Annotated in this window: 17 protein-coding genes; 4 read left to right on the top strand and 13 right to left on the bottom strand. The window is 71.8% G+C overall.

Features of this window, described 5'->3' with window-relative positions:
• From ACFY2Q_RS22875 to ACFY2Q_RS22860, 4 genes are all read right to left on the bottom strand, one after another.
• Positions 1-699 (bottom strand): carboxypeptidase-like regulatory domain-containing protein, encoded by a 699-nt coding sequence (locus ACFY2Q_RS22875; RefSeq protein ID WP_387133398.1) that lies wholly within the window; start codon positions 697-699, stop codon positions 1-3.
• On the bottom strand, positions 696-1,304 hold the full coding sequence (locus ACFY2Q_RS22870; protein WP_387133396.1) for a glycine zipper family protein: 609 nt from the start codon (positions 1,302-1,304) through the stop codon (positions 696-698). The genes ACFY2Q_RS22875 and ACFY2Q_RS22870 overlap by 4 nt, the downstream gene beginning before the upstream one ends.
• Positions 1,305-1,316: 12 nt before the next feature.
• Entirely contained in the window at positions 1,317-1,661 is a 345-nt protein-coding gene (locus ACFY2Q_RS22865; protein WP_387133395.1) for a hypothetical protein, read from the bottom strand.
• A 152-nt stretch (positions 1,662-1,813) separates the two neighbouring features.
• On the bottom strand, positions 1,814-2,614 hold the full coding sequence (locus ACFY2Q_RS22860; protein WP_387133393.1) for an LppM family (lipo)protein: 801 nt from the start codon (positions 2,612-2,614) through the stop codon (positions 1,814-1,816).
• A gap of 201 nt (positions 2,615-2,815) precedes the next feature.
• Between ACFY2Q_RS22860 and ACFY2Q_RS22855 the strand changes: the two genes are divergently transcribed.
• Complete coding sequence (locus ACFY2Q_RS22855; protein WP_387133477.1) at positions 2,816-3,232, top strand: NUDIX domain-containing protein; 417 nt, start codon at positions 2,816-2,818, stop codon at positions 3,230-3,232.
• A gap of 29 nt (positions 3,233-3,261) precedes the next feature.
• On the opposite strand, the gene ACFY2Q_RS22850 is transcribed toward ACFY2Q_RS22855, so the two are convergent.
• On the bottom strand, positions 3,262-4,251 hold the full coding sequence (locus ACFY2Q_RS22850; protein ID WP_387133392.1) for a LacI family DNA-binding transcriptional regulator: 990 nt from the start codon (positions 4,249-4,251) through the stop codon (positions 3,262-3,264).
• Positions 4,252-4,410: 159 nt separating this feature from the next.
• On the opposite strand from ACFY2Q_RS22850, the gene ACFY2Q_RS22845 reads away from it, so the two are divergent.
• Both ACFY2Q_RS22845 and ACFY2Q_RS22840 read left to right on the top strand, forming a co-directional pair.
• A complete protein-coding gene (locus ACFY2Q_RS22845; RefSeq protein WP_387133390.1) occupies positions 4,411-5,664 on the top strand; it encodes an MFS transporter in 1,254 nt (417 codons plus the stop codon).
• A gap of 73 nt (positions 5,665-5,737) precedes the next feature.
• Entirely contained in the window at positions 5,738-6,634 is an 897-nt protein-coding gene (locus tag ACFY2Q_RS22840; RefSeq protein ID WP_387133389.1) for an aldo/keto reductase, read from the top strand.
• 20 nt (positions 6,635-6,654) lie between these two features.
• Here the strand turns inward: ACFY2Q_RS22840 and ACFY2Q_RS22835 are convergent, their stop codons facing one another.
• The 5 genes from ACFY2Q_RS22835 to ACFY2Q_RS22815 all read right to left on the bottom strand — a co-directional run bounded on the left by ACFY2Q_RS22835 (position 6,655) and on the right by ACFY2Q_RS22815 (position 11,503).
• On the bottom strand, positions 6,655-7,335 hold the full coding sequence (locus ACFY2Q_RS22835; RefSeq protein ID WP_387133388.1) for a hypothetical protein: 681 nt from the start codon (positions 7,333-7,335) through the stop codon (positions 6,655-6,657).
• Positions 7,336-7,345: 10 nt separating this feature from the next.
• On the bottom strand, positions 7,346-9,529 hold the full coding sequence (helR, locus tag ACFY2Q_RS22830) for an RNA polymerase recycling motor ATPase HelR (RefSeq protein WP_387133386.1): 2,184 nt from the start codon (positions 9,527-9,529) through the stop codon (positions 7,346-7,348).
• A gap of 122 nt (positions 9,530-9,651) precedes the next feature.
• A complete protein-coding gene (locus tag ACFY2Q_RS22825) occupies positions 9,652-10,182 on the bottom strand; it encodes a hypothetical protein (RefSeq protein WP_387133384.1) in 531 nt (176 codons plus the stop codon).
• A gap of 33 nt (positions 10,183-10,215) precedes the next feature.
• A complete protein-coding gene (locus tag ACFY2Q_RS22820; RefSeq protein WP_387133382.1) occupies positions 10,216-10,929 on the bottom strand; it encodes a DUF4367 domain-containing protein in 714 nt (237 codons plus the stop codon).
• Positions 10,922-11,503 (bottom strand): RNA polymerase sigma factor, encoded by a 582-nt coding sequence (locus tag ACFY2Q_RS22815; protein WP_387133380.1) that lies wholly within the window; start codon positions 11,501-11,503, stop codon positions 10,922-10,924. Before ACFY2Q_RS22815 ends, ACFY2Q_RS22820 begins: the two co-directional genes overlap by 8 nt.
• Before the next feature lie 119 nt (positions 11,504-11,622).
• Between ACFY2Q_RS22815 and ACFY2Q_RS22810 the strand changes: the two genes are divergently transcribed.
• Positions 11,623-11,958: a hypothetical protein gene (locus tag ACFY2Q_RS22810; RefSeq protein ID WP_387133378.1), complete on the top strand. Its 336-nt coding sequence runs from the start codon at positions 11,623-11,625 to the stop codon at positions 11,956-11,958.
• A gap of 56 nt (positions 11,959-12,014) precedes the next feature.
• Here the strand turns inward: ACFY2Q_RS22810 and ACFY2Q_RS22805 are convergent, their stop codons facing one another.
• The 3 genes from ACFY2Q_RS22805 to ACFY2Q_RS22795 are packed head-to-tail and all read right to left on the bottom strand — an operon-like array spanning position 12,015 to position 15,369.
• Positions 12,015-14,171 (bottom strand): FtsX-like permease family protein, encoded by a 2,157-nt coding sequence (locus tag ACFY2Q_RS22805; RefSeq protein ID WP_387133377.1) that lies wholly within the window; start codon positions 14,169-14,171, stop codon positions 12,015-12,017.
• Positions 14,168-14,848 (bottom strand): ABC transporter ATP-binding protein, encoded by a 681-nt coding sequence (locus tag ACFY2Q_RS22800; protein ID WP_387133375.1) that lies wholly within the window; start codon positions 14,846-14,848, stop codon positions 14,168-14,170. Before ACFY2Q_RS22800 ends, ACFY2Q_RS22805 begins: the two co-directional genes overlap by 4 nt.
• Entirely contained in the window at positions 14,845-15,369 is a 525-nt protein-coding gene (locus ACFY2Q_RS22795) for a PadR family transcriptional regulator (RefSeq protein WP_387133373.1), read from the bottom strand. The genes ACFY2Q_RS22800 and ACFY2Q_RS22795 overlap by 4 nt, the downstream gene beginning before the upstream one ends.
• Positions 15,370-15,384 lie beyond the last annotated feature (15 nt).

The following is a 15,384-nucleotide window of genomic DNA, read 5'->3' as shown; positions in this document are numbered from 1 at the left end:
TCAGTGGGTCGGTGGCGCGCAGACGATGACGATGTCGTGCTCGTCCGCGTCGACGTCGGCGGTGAGCACGAGCCCACGTCCGCTGAGTCGCAGCCGTACCGGCGTGGGGTTGTCGGGGTCGTGCGGAACCCCGGCGATGCGGAACCGGCCGTCGGGGCCGGTCCGGGCGGCGGACGCCGTGGCGGGCAGTTCGACGCGCATCGCGGCGAGGGGTTGGTCCTCGGGGCCGACCACCCGCCCGGTGAGCGTGCGGACCTCCAGTTGGCGCAGCCGCAGCGGTTGCAGCACCGGCGGCGCGGCGGGCGTCGGGTGGTCCACCTGTGCCGGTACGTCGATGAGCAGCGCCGGGCGGGGCGCGGCGCCGAACGCGCTCCACACAGGAGCGTCGCCGGCCTCCAGCACGACCTGATACCTGCCGTCGCTGGTCGCGGCGGTGAGCACCCGGTCCAGTCGGGGCAGCCCGGCCGGCCCGCTCACGCAGAGCAGGTAGCGGATCGTGAACCGGTACGGCTCACGGACCGCGCCGCTGGAGCGGGTCTGCCGGGCCGGGCGCAGGTCGAGGGGCCAGAGGGTGAGCCCGGCGGCGTCGCCGTCGGCGCGGGGCGGGCCGACCGGGACGGGTTCCCCCGCCGCGTTGGTCAGCCAGTCGGCCAACTCGGCGGTGGCCGTCTCGATCGGTCCGCGCCCGTCGGTGCTCATCGCGGCGGCGTCCCCTGGATCCGGTACGCGATGGCCTCGTTCCACACGTGCGGGTAGACGCCGATCTCGAAGTAGCGGGTGAAGCGGTTGATCGGCGCGTTGGTGTGGTCGTGGTAGAGCAGCCAGATCGGGGCGATGGTGAACAGCACGTAGTTCGCCAGCACCAGCGGGATGTAGAGCGGGCCGAGCAGGCGACCCTGGAAGATGTGCACGTCCTCGTGTCGTTGGATGCCGGAGCTGGAGCCGGCGCAGACCGTGCCGATGGTGGTGGCGTAGCGGGGCGAGACCCCCTCGACCACGCTGACCCGGCCGCTTCCGGACGAAATGGGCCGGTCCAGCGAGTGCCCGAAGATCAGGTGTACGGCCAGGTAGATGGCCCCGACGACCGTGTTGGGCAGGCTCCACGTGTGGTCGACGACGAAGAGGAAGATGCCGCGGGCGTCGGGCGCGTACACCCCGGCGGAGGCGACCGCCCAGCCGAACACCGCACCGACGAGCAGGCCCACGACGGCGCCGATGAGCAGGCCGACCGGGCCGCCGACCAGGAGGCCGAAGACGGCGCTGACGCCGACCAGAACAGCCGCGCTGAGAATTCCGAAGATCATGACGACATCCCCTCAGACCCACGAGCGGAAGACACGGGGCTCACGACCCTGCGCGACCTGCGTCGGCGACGGCTGGGTCGCCTGCCGGTTGCCGGGCGGGAACTGGTTGACGCCGAGCGCGGCGGAGAAGATGACAAGCGCGTTGAAGAACGCGATGATCCACTTCTCGCCGCTGGCGTCGTCGGCGAACGCCGCCGTCACGTAGGACAGCAGCAGCGCGACGGCGATGGCGATCCACTTGCGGAGCTTGTCGCCGCTCGGGCCGATCAGCCCGCCGATGACGTTCGTGGCCAGCAGGGTGGCGGCGCTCGCGCCGGCCAGGCTGCCCAGGGCGGCCCAGGTGTAGAGATCGTTCACGACGATCCCCCTTCTCTGCGATGGTGCGACCGGGATGTGGTGGTGGTGAGGGTCGGTGCGCCCGAGTGGGAGCACCGACGCCGGTCGCCGTCGGCGAGGGCGGCCGGGCCGGGCGCGGCCGGCAGGGCCAGCCACCGAGTGGATCAACCGGCCTAGGGTGTGCTGGCGGGCGCCCCTGGCGCCGTCGGTTCAGGCCCGGCCGGTGCCAGCGGCGTCGGTTGCGGCCCGGCGGGTGCCAGCGCCGTCGGGCGTCGCCGTCGCAGCAGGAGTACGCCCACCGCGGCGAGCACCAGCACCAGGAGCAGCCCGCCGACGATCAGCAGCCAGGGGAGCCCGCCTTTCTCGGCGGCGGCGACCGGTGTGACCGACGGGCGTGGCGGTGCCTCGGCGACGGCCTGCAACTCGCCGGGCTTGCCCTGGTTGGAGTCCACCTTCCAGGTGACCGACCGGCCGTTGACAGTGCCGTTGGTGTCGATCACCGAACCGGGAAATGTCACCGAGATCTCGAATGACATCAACCGGAGGAATTCCTCCTGCTGTTTCGGATCCTGCTGGGCTATCTTTCCGCCGTATTTCTTGGGGTCGAGCGACAACGTGAAGCGGTAGAAATTGTCATCCCGGACCAGCTTGACGCTTTCGCTGTCGAAGCCCGCCAGTGGCGCCCTGCGGTAATTGATCTGGGTGCCGAAGAGTTCGCTGTCCTCATAGGGGGTCTCCTCGCCGGGCGGCAGCGCCGGGATGTTCTGCCGAAGCTGCGCGAACGCCGCCGGGATGTTCCTGTTCTGGATCCTCAACAGGTTCTTCGGGGCGGCCAGCAACAACTGCCCGTCGACGGTGTCGTCGGCGTTGACGGTGAGCCCGATGTTGAGTCGCATGCAGCCGCTCAGCGCGGCGAGAAGAAGGAGACACACCGCGACGCGGAGTGCCTTGCCGCGGTTGACTCTGCTGTTCATGGAGTCAGTGTGTGTGATCGCTTTCACCACGAGCAGTCAGCGATCGGTCACAACGCAGTCGCTGATCTTACCGCTGGGCTGTCACATTAGGGTGGGGTCGGTACCTGCACGAATGGATATTCTGGAGCGTTGGGCCCAACGCCGATTTATGCCGCCGTTCATGACCTCGGGCCCCTGCTGGCATACGCTGCCCGGGTGGTCATGAACGCGTGCGTGCTCCTTGTGGATCCCGACGGGCGGCTGTTACTGCAACTGCGCGACGGCAACGCCGCCTTCTACCCGAACGTCTGGGGTCTGCCCGGCGGCTACGGCGAGGCGGGGGAGACCCCGCAGCAGGCCGCCGAGCGGGAGCTGTGGGAGGAGACCGGCCTGCGCGCCGACGGTCCGCTGCGCCCGCTCGCCGTGCAGTCGATGTCCGAGTTGGGCCTGGAGGTGCACTACTTCGTCGGCAGCACAGACGCCCGGCAGGAGGACGTGGTGCTCGGCGAGGGCGCGGCGATGGTCTTCGTGCCCGGCGAGCAGGTGCTCGACGGCCGGCCCTACACGCCGGGCACCGTCGAGGTGCTGACCCGGTTCCTCGCCTCACCCGAGTACGCGGGCACAACCCGCGCCGACTGAACCAACGCCGCGCGTCCCGTCACTCGGCATCAGGCGCTGGCGCGGGCCACCAGGGCGGACGGGAAGACGGTGAGCGGTGCGGCCGGGCGGCTGTCCAGCACGGCGGTGGCCGCGGCGGTGGCGATCCGCCCCACCGGGTGACTCGCGGTGGTCAGCGCCGGTGTGGTGAGGCTTGCCAACGGGATGTCGTCGAAGCCGGCCACCGCGACGTCGCCGGGCACCCGTACCCCGCCGTCGCGCAGCGCCGCGATCACACCGAGGGCCGTCTCGTCGCTTATCGCGTAGATCGCGTCGACGTCGGGCCAGCGGCGCAACGCCTCGTCGGCCGCCACCCGGCCACTCGCTGCGGTGAAGTCACCGGGCAGCACCCGCTCCGGCAGGCCGGCCTGCTGCATCAACCGGCGGTACGCCGTCACCGGGCGCTGGGAGCACGGCAGCCATTGGGGGCCCGTCACCATGGCGATCCGGCGGCGGCCCGTGGCGTACAGGTGGCGCAGCACGTCGCCGGCACCTGTGGTGTTGTCGACGTCGAACGACGGGACGGTGGCCGAGCCGATGCCGATCGACACCACCCGGCCGCGCAGCGATCGGGGCACAACGGCCAGCAGATCCTCGGTGGTGTTGACGAGCATCACGCCGCACACGCTGCGGTCCCTGGCGAGCTGGTCGAGGGACTCCGGCTCGCCGAGCGGCAACCAGTGCAGCGCCACGCCGATGCCGTTCGGCGCGCACACCTGGGCGGCCGAGCCGACCACCCGGTGGACGTACGGGTCGTCCAGCACCGCCGCGCTGGTTCCCGAGACCGCCACCACAAGCCGTACGCCGCCGCCCCGAACCAGTGCGCGGGCGGCCGGGTTGGGCGTGTAGCCGAGCTGGTCGACGGCCACCGCCACCCGTTCCCGGGCGGCCGGCGAGGCGAACCCGGTCCCGGCGATCACCCGAGAGGCCGTGGACCGGGACACCCCGGCGATACGTGCGACGTCCTCCAGGGTGGCCGGCCGGTGTGCCGCTGTCGTCATCGTCCCCTCCTCCGGTCACCGTCCGGGCGGACGAACACCTGCCGGAATCATCCCCCGACCAGATCGTCGTCGGTAAGGGGCGGTCGCCGGTTGTGGTGGTAGCGCTCTCAGGTGTGCGATCGTGCCAGGAAATCATCCGAAGAAAGAGGACAAGCCCTCGTGAGCGCCCCCACCAGCCCATCCGTCTCTTCGGACGACGCGGCGGCAGCGTCACAGGCCGTGCGGCTCGCCCGTAACGGCGTCGCCGTCGTCTTCACCCTCAACGGGCTGGCCGTCGGCAGTTGGTTCTCCCGGGTGCCGGCGGTCCGCGAGTCGTTGGACCTCTCCGCCGGCCGCCTCGGGCTGCTCCTGCTGGCGATGAGCGTCGGCGCGCTGCTCGCCATGCCCACCTCCGGCCTGCTCGCCCAGCGCCTCGGCACGGCCCGCACCGTGCGGCTGGCGACGGTGCTTGTCGCGGTCGGCGTGACAGTGGCGGGGCTGGGCGCCACAGTGGCCGGCTCGGCAGTCGTCGTCGCGGTGGGGCTTGTCGCCTTCGGCTACGGCTCCGGTGCCTGCGACGTCGCGATGAACGTCGAGGGCACGGTTGTGGAGCGGCGGCTGGGGCGTACGATCCTGCCTCGCTTTCACGCGGCGTGGAGCCTCGGGTCGGTGGCCGGCGCGGCGCTCGGCGCCGGGACGGCCCGCTTCGACGTATCGGTCGGCGCGCACCTCGCCGCGGTGGCGGTGGTGGTGCTTGTCGGCACCCACTTCGGCTCGCGGGCGTTCCTGCCGCAGCCGGCCGCCGACCAGGCCGACCAGTCGGCGGAGGCCAGCCCGGCCGCCCGGCGTCGTGCACAACTGGCTGCCTGGCGGGAGCCGCGCACCCTGCTGATCGGGCTGTTCGTGCTGGTGATGGCGTTCACCGAGGGCAGCGCCAACGACTGGCTGGCGGTCGCCTTCGTGGACGGCCGGGAGCTGAGCGAGGCGGCCGGCGCGGCGGTCTTCGGTGTCTTCGTCGTCGGCATGACAATCGGGCGCACCGTGGGCACGATCGCGCTGGACCGGTGGGGCCGGGTGCGGGTGCTCACCGGCACCATCGGGCTCGCCGTGGTGGGCGCGAGCCTGGCCGTGCTGGCCGGTTCGGGGCCGGTGGCCGTCATCGGCGTCGCGCTCTGGGGGCTCGGCGCGTCGCTGGGCTTCCCGGTCGGGATGAGCGCGGCGGCCGACGAGGAGGCCCACGCGCCCGTCCGCGTCAGCGTGGTCGCGGTGATCGGCTACACGGCGTTCCTGGGCGGGCCGCCGTTGCTGGGGTTGCTCGGCGACCGGGTCGGCACCCTGCGAGCCCTGCTTGTGGTGCCGCTGCTGCTGGTGCCGACGCTGGCGTTGGTGTCGGTGTTGCGCCCGCCACAGGCCGCCCCAGCACACCAAAACTAGTTCATATCGCAGTTCAGCGGTATCGGGTACGCGGCCGACTGCGCCGCGTGCCCGCGCTGGCTAATCTCGCCCGATGCCAACCGACGAGATCAGTGCCGCCGCGGCGGGCAGTTGGACCCTCGGCGACCGCACGGTGCACCGGATGGGCTTCGGCTCCATGCGGATCACCGCGAACCCCGACCGGGACCGGGCCGTCGCCCTGCTGCGCCGCGCCGTGGAGCTGGGCGTCAACCACATCGACACCGCCGCCTTCTACGTCTCGCCCGGCGGAACGCTGCGGGTGGGCACCGGGCCGACCCGGTACGCCACCGAGCTGATCCGCGCGGCGCTCACCCCGTACCCGGAGGATCTGGTGATCGCCACCAAGGTCGGCTTCGGGTACGACCCGGAGACCGGCTTCACCGAGGCGTACACCCCTGCGCAGTTGTGTGCCCAGGTCGAGGAGAACCTGCGCCGGCTCGGCCGCGACCAGCTGGACGTGGTCAACCTGCGGCTCGGCCGAGGGCCGGGGCCGGTGCCGCTTGCCGACCGTTTCGGCGCGCTTGCCGAGTTGCGAGCCGCGGGGCTGATCCGGCACCTCGGCCTCTCCAACGCCCGGCCCGAGCATCTGGACGAGGTGGCGGGCATCGCGCCGGTGGTCTGCGTACAGAACAACTACGGGGTCGACGCCTACCGGGAGCAGGACGCGTTCGTGCGGCTCTGCGGTGAGCGGGGGATCGCCTACGTGCCGTTCTTCGCGCTTGCCGGCACCGGCCGGGAGGCGGGCGCGAGCGCCGAGCAAAACGAGGCCGTCGAAACCGTCGCGCGAGCCCACGGCGTCACCCCCCATCAGGTACGCCTGGCCTGGACCCTGCACCAGGGCCCCCACGTCCTGGCCATCCCCGGCACCACCGACCCGGAACACCTGAAAGCCAACATCGCCGCAGCAGCCCTGCGCCTAACCAAAAAAGACCTGACCCGGCTCCCCTGACCCCACCCCACCCTTCATGATCAACGGGGTGGGGGGTTGGCGCGGAGCCAGACCCGGAGGGGTGCCACCGCGGTGAAGCCGGCTTCGAGCGCGGGGGTGAGATCAGGGCCGGATTCGTAGCCGACCAGCGGCAGGCGGGGCACTGTGGCGAGCACCCCGTGCCAGATCTCGCCGGGTTTGTCGGTGCGGGAGAACAGGTTGGAGACCCCGTACGGGCCGTCGCCGCTGACCACCGCGCCGCCGGTGATCTCGCCACGACCGTCGTACCGGGCCAGCACGCGCACCCGGTCGTCGGCCAGCAGGGCCGGCCTGAACAGGTCCCCGCCGCCGTGCGCCGTCGCCCACGCGGCCAACCCCTGCGGGGTCGTGACCCGGGTGAGCAGCGGTCCGGCCGGTGGGTCCGTCGGTGGGCGGTGGATCCACTGGGCGTCGAAGAGCACCCGGAAGCCGTACCCGGAGAGATCGAGGTCGGCGAAGCTGTCCTTCACTGACGCGCCGGGCCCTGCGTCGATCCGGGCCAGCAGAGCGTCGGCGTCGACGCCGGGGCGCAGTGTGACGGCATCCGGGTACCAGGTCGGGGAGCGGCGGGGAGCCGACCAGGCGTCGTCGTCGAACCGGCCGGCCACCCCGTGGGTGCCGCAGACGACGTCGCACCATTCGGCGTTGTTGCGCGCTGCTGCCGTCCGTACGTCCCGGTCCACGCCCCGCAGCCTAGGAGCTCGTGAGGACGACGAGTTGCTGGGTGGCGCGGGTCATCGCCACGTAACGGTCTACCGCACCTTCGACGCCCTCGCCGAACGCGTCGGGGTCGACGAGCACTACCAGGTCGAATTCGAGCCCCTTCGCCAACTCCGGGGTCAGCGACCGGACGCGGGGCGTCGCGGCGAATGTGGGATCGCCGATGACGCAGGCGATGCCCTCGTCGTGCGCGGCGAGCCAGGTGTGCAGGACCGAATCCAGATCAACAGCAGATCCGTGTACGACGGGAGCGCCGCTGCCCCGGATCGAGGTCGGCACGTTGGCGTCCGGTAGCACGGCCCTGATGACCGGCTCGGCCTCCGCCATGATCTCCGCCGGCGTCCGGTAGTTGATGCTCAGCGAGGTCAGGGTGATCCGGTCCAGCCCGATCCGTTCGAGCCGTTGCCGCCAGGACTCGGTGAACCCGTGCCGGGCCTGGGCGCGGTCCCCGACGATCGTGAAGCTCCGCGACGGGCAGCGCAGCAGCAGCATCTGCCATTCGGCGTCGGTCAGCTCTTGGGCCTCGTCCACGACGATGTGCGCGAACGGGCCGGCGAGTTGGTCCGGCTCGATGCTTGGCAGCACGGCCTCGTCGACAAGGGCGTCCTGGAGGTCCAGTTGACGCAGGCTGGACAACACACCCTCGCCGTCGTCGTAGGCGTGTGCCTCGATCAGATCGTTGACGACAGCGGCCATGCGTTCGCGTTCGATGCCGATCGTGGTGTCGTGCCGGCGTTGGCGCCCGGAGGCTTCCCGGTCGCCGAGCCGCTGCCGTGCCGCGTCCAGCAGCGGCAGGTCGGCCACCGTCCAGGCTCGGGCGTCGCCGCGCTGGAGTTTGCGAACCTCGTCGGGGCTGAGCCAGGGAGCGCAGGCGCGCAGGTAGGCGGGCACCGACCACAGGTCTCCGACGAGGTCTGCCGCGTCGAGCAGCGGCCATGCGCGGTTGACGGCCGCACGCAGTTCCCGGTTGCGCGACAGCGACCCCCGGACCAGGTCCTCCGGCTCGTCGCCGTCGTACCTGTCGACGAGGATCGTGAGCAGCGCCTCCCAGATCTCGTCCCGCGCCTCGTTGTGCGGTGTGCCCGGTCCCGGCGCCTCGAACGCCTCGGCCCAGTCGTCGGCGCTCAGCCGGAGATCGACGTCGTCGGTCTCGACAGTCATCCCCGTGGTCGGCGGCTCCTCGTAGAACCGGACGGCCGCCTCGATCGCACTCACCATCTGCACTGACGACTTCAGCCGGGCCACGTCGGGGTCGGTCTCGACGACCGCCCCGGCACCCTCGGGTACGAGGTCCCGCAGGGTGCAGGTCTGTACGTCCTCCTCGCCGAGGCTGGGCAGGACGTCGGCGACGTACGCCAGGTAGGGCTGGTGCGGCCCGACGAACAGCACGCCGCCGCGGCGGTGACCGAGGCGCGGGTCGGCGTAGAGGAGGTAGGCGGTGCGGTGCAGCGCGACGACCGTCTTCCCCGTGCCCGGCCCGCCGTCGACGACGAGTGCGCCGCTGGATCCGGCGCGGATGATCGCGTCCTGGTCGGCCTGGATGGTGCTCAGGACGTCCCGCATCCGGCTGGACCGGCTGCTGCCCAGGCTGGCGATGAAGGCGGACTGGTCGTCGAGCGCGACGTGCCCCTCCAACCCGTCCGGGGTGAACACCTCGTCCCAGTAGTCGCTGATCCGGCCAAGCGTCCAGCGGTAGCGGCGGCGGCTCGCCAGCCCCATCGGGTTGGCGTGGGTCGCTCCGAAGAACGGCTCGGCGGCGGGGGAGCGCCAGTCGAGGAGCAGCCGTCGGCCCGTGCTGTCGGTGAGGCCGCGTCGTCCGACGTACACGGGTTCGCGATTGTCGGCGCTCACCATGCGTCCGAGGCACAGATCCAGACCGAAGCGCCGCAGCGTACGTAGCCGGCCGGTCAACCGGCGGACCTCCTGGTCGCGGTCCGACGCCTGTCGGCCTTTGCCGGCGGGCGCCTTCCGGGCGGTGTCGAGGCGCTCGGACAGGTCGGCGAACGCCTGCTCCAGGCTCTCCGCGATGGCGGTGAAGTGCTGCGTATCTGCGGCGATCAGCGTCGGGTCGGCCTTGGCGCGGAGGCGGTCGGGGAGGTCGAACACGCTTGTGTCCGGCGGCTTGACGTCATCGGCCCGCATTCTTGTGACTCCCATTTCCGCAGGTTATGGCGTTGGCCGGGCCATTCTGGGGCATCACCCGGGTCTTGCCACAAGGCCCCGTCTGCGATATATGTTGAGAGTGGCAGGGAGTGGGTGTTACCTCCCTTTGCCCCTGGTCAGGCGTACACAAGGTCGATCGTGTCGGTGTGCCCCGCCCAGCGGAGTTCGAGGCGCCAGCAACCCGCCCGTGGCAGGTCGATGATCGACGGCCCGGGGCCGCCGGCCACCTCCCGGCTCACAGTGGTGTCGGTGCCGTCAAGCGTGGCGGTGATCGCCAGCGGATCGGGCGACAGCGCGCCGGACGACGGCGTGGCAGGGCGGGCAACCCACAGGATCTTGTTGCTCGACCCGTCCCGCCTGGTGTGCGCCAGCGGGTGGCCGAACAGCACGGCCACGATGTCGCCTCCCGCGCCGAGGACGTGCGGTGGGTGGGCGTCCCCGCTGAACCCGGCGTCCGCCCAGTCGGGCAGCGACCCCGTCTCGACCCGCGAGCCGCAGCCGGCCGCCGAGGCGCTTGTCGCCCCGGGACCGTCCGGCGTGGCCGGCTGGCCGGTCGTGCAGCCCGCCAGCAGGACAACCGACGCCAGCAGAACTCTGCCCCGGAAACCCATCTCGCCCCTCCCGACAAGCGTTGACGCGCGTCTCACCAGGGCGACACCTGTCGAGCCCGCCGGGTTCCGCTAGACAAGCGACTCGGCGATCTTCACCGCCTCGGCCCTGGTGAGGTCGCCCTCGAGCCGGTAGCTCACGCCACGGTGCTCCCAGATCAGCGTCGAGGTGGCCAGCCGGGCGGTCTCCGTCCGAACCGTTCCGGCCCGGTCCACATAGGCGAGCGTGTGCGGCCCGTCGACCCACACGGCGAAGTCACCGAACACGTGCGTCCAGTCCACCCCGGCACTGCTGGCCTGCTTGTGGAAGGCCAGGTCGAGACGGCCGTCGAAGGCGTCGACACGCAGCGCGCCACCACGGTAGACAAGCGTCGCCACCCGGCATCTGCCCGCATCGTCGGGGTCGGCCACAAGCACCTGCTCGGGTACGCCCAACCCCGCCGGTAGGCGGATGGGGAAGCGCACCGCGCGTTGCGCCTCGTCCAGGGCGGTGGCCCGCTGCGTGGGCAACGGCGACGGACTGCCGGTGGGCAGTTGCGGGGCGGACGACGTGTCGACTGTGACTCCGGCGAGGCGGAGCAGTCCGGCGACGGCGTCGGCGACCGCGGCCCGCCCCGGCGGCAGCACCGCCACCAGCACTGCGACAAGCGCCGCGACGGCGTACCGGAGCCATCGGCGTCGCCGGGGCGCGGTGAGCTGTGCGCGTACGCGTGCGGTCACGTCGGGCGGATCGGGTGTCTCCAACCAGGCCGAGAGGTCGCGCAGTTCCCTTTCGAGGTCACCCATGCCGGGCCTCCGCACCGTCGAGCAGGCCGCGCAGCTTCGCCAGTGCCCGCGAGGTCCGCGACTTCACAGTGCCTCGGGGCCAGCCCAGCATCGCCACCGTCTCGTCCTCGCTGAGGTCGAGGAGGAACCGGCAGACGATCACCTCACGATCCCGCTGGGGAAGTTGGCGCAGGGCCCCCACAAGCGTGGCGCGGCGCTCCCCGGCCAGGACGGCGTCGACCGCGTCGTCCTCGGCGATCTCGGACCCCGGGTTCGCCGTGGCGGCCCGCAGGACGAGGCCGTCCCGCCGGCTGCGTGACCGGTGCAGGTTGCGGGTCTCGTTGGCGACGATCGCCAGCAGCCAGGACCGGAAGGACGACTCGCCCCGATAGCGGGCAAGGCTGCGGTACGCCTTCACGAAGGCCTCCTGGATGACGTCCTCGGAGTCCGATCCCGCGCCGAGAAGCACCGCCGTCCGGTGCGCGGACGCGGTGTGTCGGGCCACCAGGAGGTCGTACGCCTCCAGGTCGCCGGCCCGAGCGCGGGTGACGAGCACGTCGTCGTCCAGGGGGTCCTCCGGTTGGGTCACACTCATGACACCGCCCGTGCTCCGGAGGTTCCATCCCCGGCCCGACCAGGTCACTCCCACCTCGCGTGCAGCGTATTGCCAGGATTCGGTGGTGCACTGGACGGCGTCGAGGAGAGGGGTGGGGCATGGGCTGGTTCAGTCGACGGTCCCGGGACACCGGGGCGACCCCGACGAAGCTGGACCGGGAGGCGACCCGGGAGGACCTCGCGGCGCTGGAGGCGTTCGTCACCAGCCGGCAGGGGGTGGAGTTCTACCTGGAGCCGGAGACCACCGCGACCGACACGACAGTGATGGCGATCGCGCACGACGGCGAGTGGATCCGCCGCCGGACGGGCACGCCGCGCGCGGCGGGCGCCATCGCCCGCAAGCACGCGGTGCCGCTCTACGAGGCGGCCCGCACCGGGTATCCGGAGCGGATGCGGGTGTGGAACCGGGCACACCCGGAACGTCACGCCCGCTGAGGCCCGACACATCGGTGGCCCGGTGGTCGCTCCCACGACCACCGGGCCACCGACGTTCATTCGCTGCGGGCGGTCTGCGGGCCGGTGAGGCGTTCCAGCAGCGGCAGGGTGGAGGCGATGATGCCGAGACAGGCTGCCAGCCCGATGACGACGATCACGTAGAAGCCCGGCCCCGGCGCGACGAGTGTGTAGCCCATCTGCGCCTGGAGGAACAGGTGCGCGGCGAGCAGACCCATTCCGACGGCGACCCCGGCGACGGCGAGCATCGGTACCGCGCTCTCCAGGGCGACCACCCGGCGCAGGACCCGCACCGGCGCGCCGCTGAGGCGTAGCAGGCTGAACGGGCGTCGGCGCTCGGTGAGGCCGCCGATCACGCTTACCGCGAGGCTGCACCCGGCAAGCGCCAGGCTGGCGATGATTGTGACGTTTGCCAGTTGTCCCCAGCCGCGCAGCGTGTCGGCGAACTCCGACTCGAAGTCACCCGGCACGCTCGGCGCCACCCGGAAGGCCGGTAGGGCGGTCTCCAGGACCGTACGGGAACGCTCGACGGCGGCGGAGGACCCGTCGGTGTTGACGACTATCGACATCACCGGCAGCCGTTGCAGCTCACCGAGCGGGACCGGCGCGGCCTGCCAGACCCTTGCGGACGACGCCGCTTCCCGGAAGGGGACGAGGCCCGTGGCCACCTCGGCGACGTCCGCGCCGTCGGGGCACCGCCCGTACGCGCTCGGGAGGTCGGCGCATGCGATCAGCCCGGGTTCGCTGGCGGTACGCATGTCCGGGTTTTCGAGGACCGCTGACACGTGCCGCACGCCGGCGATCGAGCGCATGTCGGTGAGCAGCGTGTCGGGCATGATCGGCGCCTTCTCGCCGAAGTCCATGGACACCGTGCCGGCCGCTGTCGAGCCGATCGGCGCCGGCCCGCGGTTGTCGACGATTGTGGTGATCACGCCGACGGCCACTGTCGTGACGAAGAGCGCGAGCATGATGCCGCTGATGGCCCGGAAGCCGGCCTTCGGATTGTCGGCGAGGCGTCGCGCGGCGATGAGGGTCGCCGGGCGGCTGGCGTGCCGGGCCATGAGGCGTGCGCCGAGCATCGTCAGCCAGGGGCCGGCCAGGACCAGCCCGGCCATGATGAGCAGCAGACCGGGCAGGAACACCGCCGCCTGACCGTCGGAGGTCGGTGGCCGGTAGCCCAGCGCGAACACCAGCACGCCGACGCCGAGCAGGAGCGGGATCAGCCGGTACGCCCGAGGTGGGCGCGGAGTGACCCGGCGGGTGACGCCCAGCGGCGAGATCCGTACGCGGCGCAGCGAGACGGCCGCCGCCACCGCCGCGCCGGCGGGGACGCCGAGCGCGACGAGCAGGACGTCCAGGACGCCCAGCGACATGTCACTGGGGAAGAACGGCATACCTGTGAACGGGATGTCCGCGAGCGATCCCCGGAATGCGAAGAACAGCAGGACGCCGATGGCGGTGCCGGTGACGGCCGCGGTGGCCGCCTCCATCGCGGCGACGATCGCGATCTGCTTCGGTGTCGCGCCGACCAGGCGCATCGCGGCGAAGCGCTGCTCCCGGCGGGCTGCGCTGAGTCGCGTGGCGGTGCCGATGAAGATCAGCACCGGGAACAGGAGCCCACCGGCGACCACGCCCAAAATGAGGTTCACAGTGGCCTCGGGCAGCGCGGGCGCGTCGGCGACGCTTGTGACCTGCCGGGCCAGGGGCAGCTCGGCGACCTCGTCGGGGGTGCCACCTACGACGACGAGCAGTGTGCCCGGTGAGGCCAACCCGGCCGGGCCGATGCTGCCGAGGTCACGCCCCGGGTAGCGGTCGCCCAGTTGGTCGGCCGGGTGCGTGGCGAGCAGTTCCCGCAATGCGGGCGAGGCGTAGAACTCCCCGGGGCCGGGGGTGGTGGGGATGCCGGCCGGGGTGGGCGCGCTCGTCCCGGTGGGGGCGACGTCGACCCGGGTGATCTGCTTGCCGTGGAAGAAGTCGTCACGGGTCGACCACCACAGCGGGTCGGCGTCGCCACCGGCCGACGCGCTCGGATACGTCGACGCGTAGCGGGTGAGCTGGGAGTTGACGGCGTTGACCCCGGCGAGGGTGGCCAGCAGCAGCCCGCTGCCGACCGCGACGGCGGCGGCGATGACGGCCAGGCGGGTGAGCGCCTCCCGGCCCCCGGCCACGGCGAAGCGGAGTCCGAAGCCGATCACGAGGCGATCCGGTCCGGCGCGTTCACGCGCCCGTCGCGGACCATTACCTCGCGGTCGGCGTACGCGGCGATCCTGGGCTCGTGGGTCACCAGGATGACAGTGGTGCCCTGCTCGCGGGCGGCGCCGACCAGCAGGTCCATGACCTGTTCGCCGGTGAGCGAGTCGAGCGCGCCGGTCGGTTCGTCGGCGAAGAGCACGTGCGGCTCGGCGACCAGGCCCCGGGCGAGGGCGACCCGCTGCGCCTGCCCGCCGGACAGCTCACCCGACCGGCGCTGCTCCATGCCGTCCAGGCCGAGGCGCTCGAACCAGGTGTACGCCCTGCGCAGCGCCTCCGTCCGGCGTACCCCGCTGAGCAGCAGGGGCAGGGCGACGTTCTCCGCCACGGTGAGCTCGGGGACGAGCTGGCCGAACTGGAACACGAAGCCGAAGCGGTCGCGGCGCAGACTGCTGCGTGCGGTCTCGGCCAGAGTGTCGACCCGGGCGCCGTCGAAGAGGATCTCGCCGGAATCGGGCACGAGGATGCCGGCCAGGCAGTGCAGCAGGGTGGACTTGCCCGAGCCGCTGGGGCCCATGACGGCGAGGATCTCGCCCGCCTCCACCGCGACGCTGGCGCCGCGCAGGGCGGGGGTCCGGCCGAAGGAGAACTCCACGTCGCGTGCTTCGATCACGACACTCATGGCCGCACCTCTTTCCGCAGGGCGTCCAGTCGGGCGCCGGTCATCTCGATCCACCGGAGGTCGGCCTCCAGGTGGTACAGGCCGTGGTCGGCGAGCAGCGCGTCGACAAGGCCGCCATCGCGCTTGATCTTGGTGAGCTCGCGCATCCGCCGCAGGTGCGCGCTGCGCTGGGTGTCGAGGTACTCGTCGGCCGGGCGGTCCAGCATCAGCGCGAGCACGACCTTCGCGAAGAGCACTGTCTGGAGGTGCGGCTCCGGATCGACCGGCTGGGTCAGCCACTGCTCGACCTCGGTCGCACCCCGGTCGGTGATGATGTAGCGCTTGCGGTCGGGGCCGGAGCCGGGTGCGACGTCGCTGATCACCACCTTCCCGTCCCGGGCCAACCGGCTGAGGGTGGAGTAGACCTGGCCGAAGGGCAGCGGCTTGCCTCGGCCGAAGAAGGCGTCGTAGTCGCGCTTCAGGTCGTAGCCGTGGCTGGGCTCCCGTTCGAGGAGGCCGAGAAGGGTCAGTGGCACGCTCATGCAAGGACCGTACAC

This window comes from Micromonospora sp. NPDC000316 (assembly GCF_042898885.1).
Classification (GTDB): domain Bacteria; phylum Actinomycetota; class Actinomycetes; order Mycobacteriales; family Micromonosporaceae; genus Micromonospora.
The sequence above is the reverse complement of the archived record's forward strand: the minus strand, read 5'-3'. Positions and strand labels throughout refer to the sequence as shown.

Coding starts and splice junctions, on each gene's coding strand:
- ACFY2Q_RS22875 (WP_387133398.1), bottom strand. CDS start 699: ATGAGCACCGACGGGCGCGGACCGATCGAGACGGCCACCGCCGAGTTG.
- ACFY2Q_RS22815 (WP_387133380.1), bottom strand. CDS start 11,503: ATGAGTGTGACCCAACCGGAGGACCCCCTGGACGACGACGTGCTCGTC.
- ACFY2Q_RS22860 (WP_387133393.1), bottom strand. CDS start 2,614: ATGAACAGCAGAGTCAACCGCGGCAAGGCACTCCGCGTCGCGGTGTGT.
- ACFY2Q_RS22855 (WP_387133477.1), top strand. CDS start 2,816: ATGAACGCGTGCGTGCTCCTTGTGGATCCCGACGGGCGGCTGTTACTG.
- ACFY2Q_RS22795 (WP_387133373.1), bottom strand. CDS start 15,369: ATGAGCGTGCCACTGACCCTTCTCGGCCTCCTCGAACGGGAGCCCAGC.
- helR (WP_387133386.1), bottom strand. CDS start 9,529: ATGGGAGTCACAAGAATGCGGGCCGATGACGTCAAGCCGCCGGACACA.
- ACFY2Q_RS22870 (WP_387133396.1), bottom strand. CDS start 1,304: ATGATCTTCGGAATTCTCAGCGCGGCTGTTCTGGTCGGCGTCAGCGCC.
- ACFY2Q_RS22850 (WP_387133392.1), bottom strand. CDS start 4,251: ATGACGACAGCGGCACACCGGCCGGCCACCCTGGAGGACGTCGCACGT.
- ACFY2Q_RS22820 (WP_387133382.1), bottom strand. CDS start 10,929: ATGGGTGACCTCGAAAGGGAACTGCGCGACCTCTCGGCCTGGTTGGAG.
- ACFY2Q_RS22810 (WP_387133378.1), top strand. CDS start 11,623: ATGGGCTGGTTCAGTCGACGGTCCCGGGACACCGGGGCGACCCCGACG.
- ACFY2Q_RS22840 (WP_387133389.1), top strand. CDS start 5,738: ATGCCAACCGACGAGATCAGTGCCGCCGCGGCGGGCAGTTGGACCCTC.
- ACFY2Q_RS22800 (WP_387133375.1), bottom strand. CDS start 14,848: ATGAGTGTCGTGATCGAAGCACGCGACGTGGAGTTCTCCTTCGGCCGG.